This is a genomic window from Flavobacterium sp. P3_A6 (assembly GCF_056403035.1).
This window is the reverse complement of record NZ_JBFUGG010000040.1, coordinates 1-14,983: the sequence shown is the minus strand read 5'-3', so window position 1 is coordinate 14,983 and position 14,983 is coordinate 1. Positions and strand designations below refer to the sequence as shown.

General features: G+C 33.8%; 9 protein-coding genes, 3 tRNA genes and 1 pseudogene. 6 read left to right on the top strand and 7 right to left on the bottom strand.

Annotated elements, in window-relative coordinates; genetic code table 11:
• Nucleotides 1-457, top strand: a pseudogene (locus tag AC1DVP_RS21000) (serine hydrolase); the annotation flags it as partial.
• 191 nt (nt 458-648) lie between these two features.
• Here AC1DVP_RS21000 and AC1DVP_RS20995 read toward each other — a convergent pair.
• The 3 genes from AC1DVP_RS20995 to AC1DVP_RS20985 all read right to left on the bottom strand — a co-directional run bounded on the left by AC1DVP_RS20995 (nt 649) and on the right by AC1DVP_RS20985 (nt 974).
• Nucleotides 649-722 (bottom strand) — tRNA-Arg (locus AC1DVP_RS20995).
• Between the two features lie 14 nt (nt 723-736).
• Nucleotides 737-811, bottom strand: a tRNA-Pro gene (locus tag AC1DVP_RS20990).
• 79 nt (nt 812-890) lie between these two features.
• Nucleotides 891-974, bottom strand: a tRNA-Ser gene (locus tag AC1DVP_RS20985).
• A 434-nt stretch (nt 975-1,408) separates the two neighbouring features.
• Between AC1DVP_RS20985 and AC1DVP_RS20980 the strand changes: the two genes are divergently transcribed.
• The gene (locus tag AC1DVP_RS20980) at nt 1,409-2,593 is read left to right on the top strand and encodes an acetyl-CoA C-acyltransferase (protein ID WP_477185421.1); all 1,185 of its coding nucleotides are present in this window, start codon (nt 1,409-1,411) and stop codon (nt 2,591-2,593) included.
• 103 nt (nt 2,594-2,696) lie between these two features.
• On the top strand, nt 2,697-3,458 hold the full coding sequence (locus AC1DVP_RS20975; RefSeq protein ID WP_477185420.1) for a C40 family peptidase: 762 nt from the start codon (nt 2,697-2,699) through the stop codon (nt 3,456-3,458).
• Nucleotides 3,459-3,609: 151 nt separating this feature from the next.
• Here the strand turns inward: AC1DVP_RS20975 and AC1DVP_RS20970 are convergent, their stop codons facing one another.
• The 3 genes from AC1DVP_RS20970 to gyrA form a co-directional block, all read right to left on the bottom strand.
• On the bottom strand, nt 3,610-4,674 hold the full coding sequence (locus AC1DVP_RS20970) for a tetratricopeptide repeat protein (protein WP_477185419.1): 1,065 nt from the start codon (nt 4,672-4,674) through the stop codon (nt 3,610-3,612).
• 561 nt (nt 4,675-5,235) lie between these two features.
• Nucleotides 5,236-6,504 (bottom strand): tetratricopeptide repeat protein, encoded by a 1,269-nt coding sequence (locus AC1DVP_RS20965; RefSeq protein WP_477185418.1) that lies wholly within the window; start codon nt 6,502-6,504, stop codon nt 5,236-5,238.
• 39 nt (nt 6,505-6,543) lie between these two features.
• Nucleotides 6,544-9,189 (bottom strand): DNA gyrase subunit A, encoded by a 2,646-nt coding sequence (gyrA, locus tag AC1DVP_RS20960; protein ID WP_477185417.1) that lies wholly within the window; start codon nt 9,187-9,189, stop codon nt 6,544-6,546.
• 263 nt (nt 9,190-9,452) lie between these two features.
• Here gyrA and AC1DVP_RS20955 point away from each other — a divergent pair, with 263 nt between their 5' ends.
• The 3 genes from AC1DVP_RS20955 (at nt 9,453) to AC1DVP_RS20945 (ending at nt 14,089) form a co-directional block, all read left to right on the top strand.
• The gene (locus tag AC1DVP_RS20955; protein ID WP_477185416.1) at nt 9,453-11,999 is read left to right on the top strand and encodes an ATP-dependent Clp protease ATP-binding subunit; all 2,547 of its coding nucleotides are present in this window, start codon (nt 9,453-9,455) and stop codon (nt 11,997-11,999) included.
• A 140-nt stretch (nt 12,000-12,139) separates the two neighbouring features.
• On the top strand, nt 12,140-13,510 hold the full coding sequence (gene rimK / locus AC1DVP_RS20950) for a 30S ribosomal protein S6--L-glutamate ligase (RefSeq protein WP_477185415.1): 1,371 nt from the start codon (nt 12,140-12,142) through the stop codon (nt 13,508-13,510).
• A gap of 63 nt (nt 13,511-13,573) precedes the next feature.
• Nucleotides 13,574-14,089 carry a DUF421 domain-containing protein gene (locus AC1DVP_RS20945; protein WP_477185414.1) on the top strand — a complete coding sequence of 172 codons (516 nt, stop codon included), beginning with the start codon at nt 13,574-13,576 and terminating at the stop codon, nt 14,087-14,089.
• 265 nt (nt 14,090-14,354) lie between these two features.
• On the opposite strand, the gene AC1DVP_RS20940 is transcribed toward AC1DVP_RS20945, so the two are convergent.
• Nucleotides 14,355-14,983 (bottom strand): inorganic phosphate transporter (locus tag AC1DVP_RS20940; protein WP_477185413.1); only part of this gene is annotated, 629 nt, incomplete at its 5' end.

The following is a 14,983-nucleotide window of genomic DNA, read 5'->3' as shown; positions in this document are numbered from 1 at the left end:
ATTTATAATTAATCCATTTTATAATCACGGACATCAGCTAATTGCTCATGACGGAGGTTTTTTTGGCACAATGACTTCTTTTAACCGATTTACAGATGACAAAATTTTTGTGACTGTACTTTCCAATAACGAATCATTTTCATACATCATAGGTTATGGCCTTTCAGCAATTGCATTGCAAAAAGAAGTAGAACTTCCATACAAACATTATCAAACTAAAATAGATACTACCATATATGACAAATATGCAGGCCAATATGGCAAAATTGAAATATTAAAAATTGACGGTAAACTTTACTACAATAGTGAAGAAATGGAACTCCTGCCTGAGTCCAATACAAAATTTTTTAGAGCGGACAATAACGACAGGACAATTGAATTTATTCTGGACAAATCCGGTATTTGCAATTCTATCATTTTGACAAAAGGAGGAGTTAAAGAAGTTGTAAAAAAATAGCACAAACAGCTAATCAAGTAGACAGGTCTGCCAGTAATTGATACAACACGCCTCTCATTCCACTATAAATCTGCTTTCAAAGGATTATAAAATTTGTGAGAAAGGGGAAACTTCATTACCAGATTTAAAAAATTTAAAAATACAAAAACCATAAAATGCAAAAAACCCACTGAAATCAGTGGGTTTCAAAGTGAACGCAGAAGGATTCGAACCTTCGACCGCCTGCTTAGAAGGCAGGTGCTCTATCCAGCTGAGCTATGCGTCCATTATTTTAATCTGTCGGGGTGGCAGGATTCGAACCTGCGGCCTCCTGCTCCCAAAGCAGGCGCGATAACCGAGCTACGCTACACCCCGAAAACAATCTATATAATTTATTTATGAAAATATAATAAAATATTGAACCTTGCTATGATTCTTAATCACAAATAAATTGCGGAGAGACAGGGACTCGAACCCTGGCGACGATTACTCGTCGACAGATTAGCAATCTGCTCCATTACCGCTCTGGCACCTCTCCAAAACCTCAGGAAACGTGTCCTGTTTTGCGGTTGCAAACTTAAGACATGTTTACGTTTCTCACAACTATTTTAGCACTTTTTTTTTATATTTTTTAGCATTTCTTTAAAATGACTTCACAATCAAAGATATAGCAAACAATTAAAAAACAAAAAAATTACTCACCCAATTAAACAGCATAACGAGTAGATCACTTTATATATAAAACATAGAATTTCAAAAAAAATCCAATCAAAAATCTAGATTCTGCTTTAAAACATTTTACAATATAAAATTATAACATACACAAAATAAACCATCAATCATTATTCTTTTTACACAAAAACAAACAATAAAATAAGATTTTACTAAACACAACCTAATTTAAACTCGGTAAAATTTTAATATTATAAAAAAGAACTTAAATTTGCTATACAAATCAACACAATAATAAACATGAGCAAAAGAGTTGTTATCGTTTCTGCTGTTAGAACACCTATTGGCAGTTTTATGGGTGGATTATCTACAATAACTGCGCCGCGATTAGGAGCAATAGCTATAAAAGGAGCATTAGACAAAATACAATTAGATCCAAACTTAGTTGACGAAGTTTTTATGGGTAACGTTATTCAAGCTGGTATCGGACAGGCTCCTGCTCGTCAAGCTGCAATTTACGCTGGTCTTTCAACTGAAGCAGCCTGCACTACAGTAAACAAAGTTTGCGCATCAGGAATGAAGGCTATAATGCTGGGCACACAAGCAATTCAATGTGGTGATGCCGAAATTGTAGTTGCTGGCGGAATGGAAAACATGAGTTTAATTCCTCATTATATGCACTTGAGAAGCGGAACTAAATTTGGATCCAATACTATGGTTGACGGAATGCAAAAAGACGGGTTAACTGATGCATACGACAACAATGCAATGGGTGTTTCTGCAGACTTATGCGCAACAGAATACAAGATTTCAAGAGAAGAACAAGATAATTTTGCAATTCAGTCTTACGAGCGTTCCGCTAAAGCCTGGAGCGAAGGAAAATTTGATAACGAAATAGTTCCGGTAGCAGTTCCGCAAAGAAAAGGAGAACCAATTATCATCTCAAAAGATGAAGAATACACTAATGTTTCACTAGAAAAGATTCCCACATTAAGCGCAGTATTTACAAAAGAAGGAACTGTTACTGCAGCAAACGCATCAACTATTAATGATGGTGCCGCCGCAGTTATTTTGATGAGTGAAGAAAAAGCAATCTCTTTAGGCCTAAAACCTTTAGCATTCATAAAAGGATATGCAGATGCTGCTCAAGAACCAAAATGGTTCACAACGAGTCCTGCAAAGGCACTTCCCAAAGCATTAGCAAAAGCTAATCTGACTTTAGACGAAATTGATTATTTTGAATTTAACGAAGCATTTTCAGTGGTTGGATTAGCCAATTCCAAAATACTTGGATTAGATAATGACAAAGTAAACATCAATGGTGGAGCTGTATCATTAGGACATCCGCTCGGATGTTCCGGCACACGCATTATTGTTACTTTATTAAATGTATTAGAACAAAACAATGCTAAATATGGCGCAGCTGCTATTTGCAATGGTGGCGGTGGAGCATCGGCTTTAATTATAGAAAGAAATATTTCATAAATATCGTTTCAAATAAAACAAAATAATTAAATAATACGAATTGAAAATCATTATTTTTACGGTCATTTTTGATTCGTATTTATTTTTAATCTAATTTATATAAATGTTTGGAATTTGTAATTTAGCCATGATTCCACTTCGTGCAGAAGCCAGTGATAAAAGTGAAATTGTTTCCCAAATTTTATTTGGAGAGCATTTTGAAGTTTTGGAACAGCACAACCAATGGACTCATATTAAAACACAATATGACCAATACGAAGGCTGGATTGATACGAAACAATTTCAAATAATTACGGAATCAAACTACGCACAGCTTTCCTCAGATGCTATAATTTTGAATGCCGATTTAATAGAATACATTCTGGCTCCATCCAATTTATTAATTCCAATACCTCTGGGAGCGTCTTTGTCGTTTTTAAATTATCCGGAGATAAATACTAATCATTTTGATTTTGAAGGAACAAAAATAAGCGGAATAAAACTCAAAAAGAATCTACTCTCATCGGCTTTTATGTATTTAAATGCACCTTATTTATGGGGAGGTAAAACACCTTTTGGAATAGACTGTTCCGGGTTTACTCAAATGGTATACAAACTTAACGGATACAAATTGCTAAGAGATGCTTCACAGCAAGCAACACAAGGTGAAGCATTAAGTTTCATTGAAGAAAGCGAACCAGGTGATTTAGCTTTTTTTGACAATGATGAAGGCAATATCACACATGTCGGAATTATAATGGAAAACAATTATATTATTCACGCCAGCGGAAAAGTCAGAATTGACCGTTTAGATCACTTGGGAATCTATAATGCCGAAAGCAACAAACACACTCATAAACTTAGAGTAATAAAAAAAATAATTTAAGGTAGTGTCTCACTAACTGTGTAAGTTAAAATAAAAAACCATTATTCAATAAGCCTAAAATATCTCATTGAATTAATGGTTTTAAAATTCGTTTTGTCTTTTAGAAAACCTTCAAAAAAATACTAGATTATTTCTAGCATTTTTTTTTATTCTACATAGTTGCCTTAAGTGCATTATACTCATTAGTCATATCTAACGAACGGTAAACACTTAATAACGATTTGACAACATCTTGATTTTTTGGATCAATATCCAATGCTTTTTTAAGATACGGGATTGCGCTTTTAACCAAATTGTCTTTTTTAATTTTTAGTTCATCATATTGCTGCATTTCTTTTGGAGTATTACCTAAAGCCGACATTTGATCCAGCAATGTTTTCTTAGACTCTAATTTAACATAAGCCAAGTTAATATAAGCGTCAATATACTTAGGATCCAACTCTATAACTTTATTGTAGCAAATTTCAGATTTTTCCAAATCATTTTTAGTCAAATAAATATATGCCAAGTTCTTATTAATCTCTAATCTTTTAGAAGGGGAAAATTCATCTCTTGGCTTTTCATAAAGACCTGCTAAAATTCCTGAATCTCTCGCCCCAGCCGAAACAAAAGCATCTTCTTCTTTTGTTTTTTTATTTGTAGCATAATAAATAATTCTTTTTCCAGAATAGTTAATCTTTCTCAATTCTTCATAAAATTTAATAGAAGAATCATTATCCTTAGCTGTCATGGCGGCAGCGGCAGCATTAAATAAATTCAAAGTATCCCTCTTATCAAACAAATAAACTTTATAACTCTTTTCTGCACTTTCTTTATATTTCCCATTTTTAAAATCATCAACTGCGCCATTAACCAGTTTAGATTTCATCTCTTTTAATGCGGTATTAGCCTGCAAGGTATATTTATATTTACCCGCTTCATTTTCAGCATTAATCAATTCCTGATATGCTTCAGAAGCCAATGAAAAATTATTAGCTGCATCAATGTTTTTTGTTGCTAAATCCTTTAATATATTTCCCTTCAAAAAATAAAAATCAGACTTATCTTCATCATTTGCATTAACAATAAGATATTCTGTCTTTTTTAAAATTCCCAGTGCATCTTGAGATTTTCCGCTCGCAAAAACTGATTGAGCATCTTTTATTTGTCCTTTTTGGGCATTAACACAAACATTTATCAATAACACTATTGATAGTATTACAAATTTTCTTTTCATTAGGTTAAGTTTTAGATTATTATAGGTTTTGGTTTTTTCAAAGATTTTATAAAAAAGAATACAAACAATCAGACTGCTGAAGGTTCTCAGCACACAAACTATACTCTCTAATATGAATCCAAAATTTTAGTCGATTATGAGAATCAACTGTGCAGTGTAGTTTTTTATCATATTTTATAATTATGGGGGTTAGACATTCAATTAATTGTTTTTTTTGAAAAATTGTTTTTTTAACAATATATAATTTACAATGTATTTTAATTGTGTTTTTTTTATCAAAAATTTTAATTTTCATCTAAAATAAAATTAAAAATTGATAATACAAGTATTTTTCAAACAATTTTTCAATTTAGTTATAACGATTTCGTAAACAGTATAAAAAAATCCGTTTCTTGAATTCTTTAATCATTATTTAAAACATAAATCCATCATAAGAATACTAAATAAACCTAGCAAATGATTTTTTTTGGCACTGTAAAATCATAAACATATAAAAATAAAACAAAAAAAATCCTGCACTGAGGTTATCAAGCAGGATTTTTTTATTTTTTAAAAGCTATTTTACATTTTAGCTTTCAAAGCTTTGTATTCTGCTGTCATTTCCAAAGCACTATAAACATTCAGCAATGTCTTAGTAACATCTGGATTACTAGGGTCTAACTCGACAGCTTTTTGCAAGTAAGGAATAGTACTTTTAAATAGGTCTTCTCTTTTCTTTTTCAAAGTATTATATTTTTTTGTATCATCTGCAGAAGTACCTAATTTATTCATGGCATCAATGATATTTTTTTCATCATCAAGTTTCATCGCMGCCATATTAATATAAGCATTAGTATATTTTGGATTTAATTCTATAACTTTATTATAAAACTTTTCCGCTTCGGTATAATTTTTTGCTTGAGCGCTTATAACACCCAAATTAAAAATCAAATCAACATCATTTGGATTTTTTTCTACAGCTTCAGAAATTAATTTTTTATATGTATCCATATCTTTCGTTTCAAGATACAAATTAGCTTCGGTCAACAGTAGCGAATTATCATCTGGATTCGTTTTTCTGGCAGCAGCTACAGCCTTCTTAGCTTCATCAATTTTCCCTTGCTGTACATAAATCAAAGCCACATTTTTATATATTTCTCCTCTTTTAGAAGGCACATTTTCGACTCTTGGTTTTTCATGAGTCCCCATTTTAACCATTCTGTCTCTATCAGCAGCTGTATTAAAAAAATCTTCTTGACCATTCACTTTATTAACTGCATAATAATAAGTTGCCTTTCCAGAATAATTCAGCACTTTTAATTCTTCATAAAGTTTCAAAGCATTATCATAATCTTTTGCATTAACATAAGTTGAAGCTGCATAATAAAGATTTATAGTGTCTTTTTTCTCCAATAAATAAGCCTGGTAAAGTTTTTGAGCTCCTTCGGCATCTTTGTTCGCTTTAGTATCTTCAATTGCACCGTTAACTAATTTTCCTTTAATCTGAGCAATTGAAGCTGCCGCTTGTGCAGAATATTTTGCCTTACCCGAAACTTTTTCAGCCTCTATTAAATCCTGGTAAGCTTTTGCCGCCAAAATCAAATTCTTATCCTCATCTATTTTTTTATTAGACAAATCAAAATACGCACTCGCTTTTACAAATAAGAACTGTGCTTTTTCAGCATCTGGCGCATTAACTGTTAAATATTCAGCTCCAGTTAAAATTGTCAACGCTTCATCTGCCTTTCCAGCTTTTAGCGCTTTTTCAGCCGCTTTAATTTCATTTTTTTGAGCAAAACTCATTACTGATAAAAATAATGCTGACGCAATTATTACATATCTACTTTTCATATTAATTTATTTTATATTTACTTATCAATTACTGTATAACTATTCCTCGTTATCAGTATCGTCTTCATCTGAATCATCTTCTTCTACTTCATCTTCAGAATCATCATCTTCGTCATCAGCTGTACCATCATCTTCAAGAACCTCAAGTACTGGTTTTACCCTTTCGATAACTTCTGTTTCGATAACATTTCCATCTTCATCAACAACTACTTCTGCCACATCGTCTTTCATTACCTTAGTAACTGCAGCTATCGAGTCATTTCCTTTCAGATTAATCAATTTAACTCCTTGAGTAGCACGCCCCATAACGCGTAAATCTTCAATCGCCATTCTAATTGTCAATCCCGATTTGTTGATAATCATTAAATCATCTGCATCTGTTACAGCATTTATAGAAATCAATTTTCCTGTTTTTTCCGTAATATTTAAGGTCTTGACTCCTTTACCTCCACGGTTTGTAATTCTATAGACATCTTCACCGTCTTCATCAACTAATTTGGTACGTTTACCATATCCGTTTTCTGTAACAACTAAAATTTGTGAATCATTAATATCTTCTTTATCAACAGTAACCATTCCAATTACTTCATCGGTATCATCTTTTAATGTGATTCCGCGAACTCCAGAAGCAGTTCTTCCCATCGGACGCGTTTTGGTCTCTTCAAAGCGAACTAACTTCCCGGATTTAACAGCCAAAATAATCTGACTTTCTCCATTGGTTAATTTTGCTTCTAATAATTCATCTCCTTCTTTGATAGTAATTGCCGCAACACCATTAACTCTAGGCTTAGAATATTTTTCTAAAGATGTTTTCTTAACCTGACCTTGCTTAGTTACCATTACAAGATTATGACTGTTGATGTAATCTTTGTCTTTTAGATCTTGTGTACAAATAAATGCTTTTACTTTATCATCACTTTCGATATTGACTAAGTTTTGAATTGCCCTGCCTTTTGCCGTTTTGCTTCCCTCAGGAATTTCATAAACACGCATCCAGAAACATTTCCCTTTTTGAGTAAAAAACATCATATACTGATGGTTTGTTGCCACATACATATGCTCTAAGAAATCCTGATCTCTTGTTCCTGCACTTTTTTGACCAACCCCTCCTCTATTTTGTGTTTTGTATTCGGTAAGATTTGTACGTTTGATATAACCCGCATGAGAAATTGTAATAACTACATTTTCATCTGCAATTAAATCCTCAATACTAACATCTCCTCCTGAATATTCTATTTGAGAACGGCGTGCGTCACCATACTTTTCACGAATTTCTTCAAGTTCTTCCTTAATCAAAGCTGTTCTTAAATTCACATCGGCTAATAAAGCTTTCAAATGCTCGATTAACTTCATAAGCTCTTCATATTCTGCTCTTAATTTATCCTGCTCCAGTCCTGTTAACTGACGCAAACGCATTTCTACAATCGCTCGAGCCTGAATATCTGATAAATTAAATCGTTCGATTAATTTTTCACGAGCTTCTTCTGTGTTCTTAGACCCTCTAATTAACGCGATAACTTCATCAATATTATCTGACGCAATAATCAGACCTTCTAAAATATGAGCTCTTTCTTCTGCTTTACGCAATTCAAATTGTGTTCTGCGTACAACAACATCGTGACGGTGCTCAATAAAATAATGAATCATATCTTTTAGATTCAGCATTTGAGGACGGCCATTTACTAATGCAATGTTATTTACACTGAAAGAAGACTGTAATTGAGTAAATTTATATAAGGTATTCAAAACCACATTTGGCGTTGCATCGCGTTTCAATATATAAACGATACGCATACCATTTCTGTCCGATTCGTCACGAATATTAGCAATTCCATCAATTTTTTTCTCATTTACCAAATCAGCCGTACGCTTAATCATATCAGCCTTATTAACTTGATATGGAATTTCGGTAACGATGATTGATTCTCTGCCGTCTACCTCTTCAAAACCAACTTTGGCCCGCATAACTATACGGCCTCTCCCCGTTTTAAAAGCTTCACGAACACCTTCATAACCATATATCACGCCTCCAGTAGGAAAATCTGGAGCTTTAATATGATTCATCAATTCATCGATTTCAATATCGTTATTATCAAGATACGCCAATGTACCATTAATAACTTCAGTTAAATTATGCGGTGGCATATTGGTTGCCATACCTACAGCAATTCCCGTTGCTCCATTAATTAACAATGTAGGAACTCGTGTCGGCATTACTTTTGGTTCATATAAGGTATCATCAAAGTTAAGCTGGAAATCAACTGTTTCTTTTTCGATATCGGCCATAATTTCTTCCGAAATCTTTTTCATTCTGGCCTCAGTGTAACGCATTGCTGCCGGACTATCACCATCTACAGATCCAAAGTTACCTTGTCCGTCAACTAATAAATAACGCATACTCCATTCTTGAGCCATACGAACCATTGCATCATAAACTGAGGTATCTCCATGAGGGTGATACTTTCCTAAAACTTCCCCGACTATTCTTGCAGATTTTTTGTGGGCAGATTTTGAAGTTACTCCTAAATCATACATTCCGTAAAGTACTCTTCGATGCACTGGTTTCAAACCATCTCTTACATCAGGAAGCGCTCTTGAGACAATTACTGACATCGAATAATCGATGTAAGCTGATTTCATTTCATCTTCAATGTTAATAGGAATTAACTTTTCTCCTTCAGACATAAATATATTCTTAAATTAAAATTATTTTGTATTAAAAAATCCCGCTAATATAAGCTTTCTCAATATTTTTTCAGGCATAAAGTAAACATAAATTTATCCGATTTATTAACAAATTTTTATCGTCATTTAGTTAATAAATTAAGTTACTTTTAAGTCTCTCTTCTTCATTTTTTTTGTCAATTAGCATTAATAGATTTATTAAGGTATGATTTTTGCTTTTAAACTTCATGTTTACTAAATTTACATAACTATATTTAAACATTATGGATGATAATTTTTCACCTAGAGTAAAGGACGTTATTACTTATAGCAAAGAAGAGGCACTGCGTCTTGGACATGACTTTATAGGTACTGAACATTTGATGCTTGGCATTCTGAGGGATGGTAATGGTAAAGCTATTCACATCCTGAACAACCTGTCCATCGATCTTGATCATTTAAGACGAAAGGTTGAAATCCTAAGCCCAGCAAGCCCTAGCATTGATGTCAGCGTAGAAAAGAAAAATTTACATCTGACGCGTCAAGCTGAACGAGCTTTAAAAACAACTTTTTTGGAAGCCAAAGTTTTCCAAAGCTCATCAATTAGCACAGCACATTTGCTGTTGTGCATCTTAAGAAATGAAAATGACCCTACAACCAAGCTATTGAATAAGCTCAAAATAGATTATGACATAGCTAAAGAACAATACATCAATATGACTCCAAACGAAGAAGAATTTTTAGAAAACTTGCCAAAAAATGAATCATACAATGATGATTCAGGACAAGATGACAGTCTCAAAGAAGGCAGTTTTAATAATCCAGCCAATAAATCAAATAAAAAATCAAAAACTCCTGTTCTTGATAACTTTGGAAGAGATTTAACAGAAATGGCCGAAGAAGGAAAACTGGATCCTGTTGTTGGGCGTGAAAAAGAAATAGAACGTGTTTCTCAAATTTTGAGCCGACGCAAAAAAAACAACCCATTATTAATAGGGGAACCTGGTGTGGGTAAATCAGCTATTGCCGAAGGTCTTGCTTTGCGCATTATTCAGAAGAAAGTTTCACGTATATTATTCAACAAACGTGTAGTGACTCTAGATTTGGCCAGTTTAGTTGCTGGCACTAAATATAGAGGACAGTTCGAAGAACGTATGAAAGCAGTAATGAATGAGCTTGAAAAAAATGATGATATCATTCTTTTCATAGACGAAATTCATACTATAGTTGGTGCAGGCGGCGCTACAGGTTCACTTGATGCATCAAATATGTTTAAGCCTGCTTTATCAAGAGGAGAAATTCAATGTATTGGAGCTACAACTCTGGATGAATACAGACAATATATCGAAAAAGACGGCGCACTTGAAAGACGTTTCCAAAAGGTAATCGTTGAGCCGACTTCTGTTGAAGAAACTATTGCTATTTTGAACAACATCAAAAACAAATATGAAGATCATCATAATGTAATTTACACTCAAGAAGCAATTGAAGCTTGTGTTAAATTAACTAATCGATACATGTCTGAACGTTTCTTGCCAGACAAAGCTATTGATGCATTGGATGAAGCCGGGTCTCGAGTTCACATCACCAATATTGACGTTCCAAAACAAATATTAGATTTAGAACGACAACTGGAAGAAGTTCGCGAATTGAAAAACTTGGTTGTTAAAAAACAAAAATATGAAGAAGCAGCCAAACTTCGTGATGATGAGAAAAAGATAGAAAAAGATTTAGCCATAGCACAAGAGCAATGGGAAGAAGATTCTAAAACCAATAGAATATTGGTAACCGAAGACAATGTTGCCGATGTTGTATCTATGATGACTGGTATTCCAGTAAACAGAATTGCACAAACTGAAAGCAATAAACTGGCAAAATTACCTGAGCTGATTCAAGACAAAGTAATTGGACAAAATGAAGCTGTTATAAAAATTGCTCGATCTATTCAAAGAAATCGTGCGGGATTGAAAGACCCTAACAAACCTATTGGTTCATTTATTTTCTTAGGTCAGACTGGTGTTGGAAAAACACAATTAGCCAAAGTTCTTGCCAAAGAATTATTCGATTCTGAAGATGCATTAGTTCGAATTGACATGAGTGAATACATGGAGAAATTTGCGATTTCAAGATTAGTCGGAGCACCTCCAGGATACGTAGGATACGAAGAAGGCGGACAATTGACTGAAAAAGTGAGAAGAAAACCATATTGTGTTGTACTTCTTGATGAAATTGAAAAAGCGCATCCAGATGTATTCAATATGATGCTTCAAGTGCTAGATGACGGTTTCTTAACAGACAGTTTAGGCCGTAAAATTGATTTCAAGAATACAATTATTATTATGACTTCGAATGTTGGAGCCCGTCAATTGAAAGATTTTGGACAGGGTGTTGGATTCGGCACTGCTGCAAAAATCGCTCAAGCCGATGATAATTCTAAAAGCATAATCGAAAATGCTTTAAAGAAAACTTTTGCACCAGAATTTTTAAACAGAATTGATGATGTAATCGTATTTAACACTTTGGAAAAAGAAGATATCAATCTGATTATCGAAATAGAGTTGAAAAAATTATACAGCCGTGTTAATGAATTAGGGTATCATTTGAAATTGTCTGATGAGGCCAAAGCATTTATTGCTGATAAAGGATTTGACAAACAGTTTGGAGCAAGACCTTTAAAAAGAGCAATTCAGAAGTATGTTGAAGATGCTCTGGCAGAAGAAATTATCACTTCAAAAATCGCTTCTGGCGACGAAATATTCATGGATATTGAAGAAGGCTCTCAAGAGTTAACTATAAAAGTTCACAAAGCAGAAGAACCTACAAATCAATAATTTAAATAAAAAACATCCATAATAAACCCGTTACGTTTTAATAACATAACGGGTTTATTCTTTATAGGATAATATTGTATTTTTTAAAAACAAATATTTACATTTGATACTGCATATAAAAGATCAACCAAAATTAATTTATGGTACAAAATAAAGTTATACTGGGTAGCGAAGAATGGTGCTCATTTCCAGAATTAGGAATTCCTACAATTAAAGCCCGAGTAGATTCTGGCGCCAAAACATCTGCTTTGCATGCTATTAATATTGCACCATTTATAAAAAACGATGCCAATTGGGTGAAATTTGACATCAATCCTATTCAAAACAATATTAAAACGGTTATTCATTGTGAAGCCCCTTTGGTGGGGAAACGTATTGTAAAAAGCTCCAGCGGCTTTAGAGAACACCGCTATGTAATTCAAACTTATATTGCTATTGGTGATTCCAAATGGCCTATCGAAATGACATTGACTAATAGAGATTCGATGGGTTTCCGAATGCTTTTGGGAAGAGAAGCCATGAGCGGAAGAATCCTTGTCGATCCTGAACAAAAATACCTTCTAGGACAGCCAACTGCCGAAAGCCTTAAAGAATTATATGTAAACTCAGAGAAAGCCAGTTCTGGTTTGCGAATTGGTCTTTTGGCCAGTAATCCTGAATTGTACAGCAATAAAAGAATTATGGAAGCTGGCGAAATGAGAGGTCATGAAATGCATTTCTTAAACATTAAGGAGTGCTACATGAAACTAGATGCCAAAACTCCCGAGATTCATTACCGTGGAGGAAAAATACTAAATCAGTTTGATGCTATTATCCCTAGAATCCGCCCAAGCATCACCTTTTACGGTTGTGCTTTAACGCGGCAGTTCGAAGCTTTGAGAGTATTTTGCCTAAACTCATCAACGGCTATTACGCAATCCAGAGACAAATTATTTTCTTTGCAGTTATTACTGAATCACGGTGTCGACATTCCAACAACAGGATTTGCCAATTCTCCATTGGATACCGATAATTTGATCAAAATGGTTGGAGGATCCCCACTAATAGTAAAATTATTGGAAGGCACTCAAGGAAAAGGGGTTGTATTAGCAGAAACCAAAAAAGCTGCCGAAAGTGTTATTAATGCCTTCAAAAGCCTAAATGCAAATATATTAGTGCAGGAGTTCATAAAAGAAGCCAATGGAAAAGACATCCGCTGTTTTGTAATTGACGGCAAAGTGGTTGCAGCTATCCAAAGAGAAGCTATGCCGGGTGAATTTAGAGCCAATATTCATTTGGGAGGAACAGCTTCTGTCATTAAGGTTACTTCTGAGGAGAAAAAGATTGCCATAAAGGCAGCTAAAGCCATGGATCTAAAAGTAGCCGGCGTAGATATTATTCGTTCCTCAAAAGGACCATTACTACTCGAAGTAAACTCTTCTCCAGGGCTTGAAGGAATTGAAGGTGCTACCAACAAAGATATAGCCGGAGAAATGATTAAAGCAATTGAAAAGAACTTTAAAATTAAATAGCTTTTTAGAAAATAAAAAGCAAAGAATATAGAAATCAGATTGAATAATTTTCAACACTAAAATATGAATCCCTATCTAGATATCGCCATTCGTAGTACTGCTGTATATTTATTTATGATTATTGCGCTGCGTATTTTTGGAAAAAAAGAATTATCACAACTCAATACTGCAGATGTGATTCTTATTTTGCTTATCAGTAATTCAGTGCAAAATGCGATGGTCGGAAATAATACATCACTTTGGGGAGGGTTGGTTGCCGCAATAATACTTTTTGCAATTAATTTCGTCATCAAAAAACTGCTCTTTAAGTATAAAAATTTCAGTAATTTCATGCTTGAAAAACCTGAAATCCTGATTCATGACGGAACTTTAGATTTCAAAACTTTAGGCAAATTAAACATCACTTCAGATGAGCTAAAAGAAGCTATGAGAGAGCATGGCGTTGAATATTTTAAAGATGTAAAAATGGCCATGCTTGAAGTTGACGGAAACATTAGCATTATAACTGGTGAACATATGTTAAAACAAACCCACTACAAACGTAAAAAGAATCATAAAAACTTAATTCAAGGAAACTAAATATTAAAAAAAAAATCTTAAATCCTTCAAAAATAAGCTGATAAAACCATTAATCCTGTCTTTAGCCCAGATGGAAACGGCATCTCCCGATATAAAAAACAAGGCTTTTTTGCCGAGTTTTTGTTAATCGGGAATATAGTGGACAGCTGGAGAACTGCTGATTATTACAGATAGATCTTTGCTCCAAAAATAAAACGCAAATTTTATGACATAAAAAAAACCATTCGTTTATTCCGAATGGTTTTTTTCAAACTGTATGTCTATTTTATAAAAATATTTTTAGAAACCAATATACCAATGAAGCCAGTAATGCTGAAACTGGAATTGTGAGTACCCAAGCCCAAAGTAAACTAACAGTTACACCCCAGCGAACAGCCGAAACACGTTTAGTTAATCCAACTCCAATAATAGATCCTGTTATAGTATGCGTTGTACTTACCGGCACTTTAAAATGTTCTGTGAAATAAAGCGTCAAAGCTCCAGCTGTTTCAGCTGCAACTCCTTCAAAAGAAGTTACCTTAGTAATTTTGGAACCCATTGTTTTTACAATTTTCCAGCCACCGCTTAATGTTCCAACCGCAATAGCAGTATAACATGCCAAAGGAATCCATTCTGGCATTGCGCCTTTGATGCCTTTATCATCATCCGGAAGAACTACCTGCAGCCACTCTGGAAGATGCAAAATATCTACGCCGCTAGTTTTAATATAAACTGCAACTGCAGCCGCGATAATTCCCATTACTTTTTGAGAATCGTTCCCACCATGACCTAAACTAAATGCCGCAGAAGACAGCAATTGCATTTTTTTCAGAACTGCATCTGCTTTGTGTAAATTTAAACTGCTAAATACCAAAGCAAATGCTGAAATAGACAATAGTATAAAAGGTATAAAAG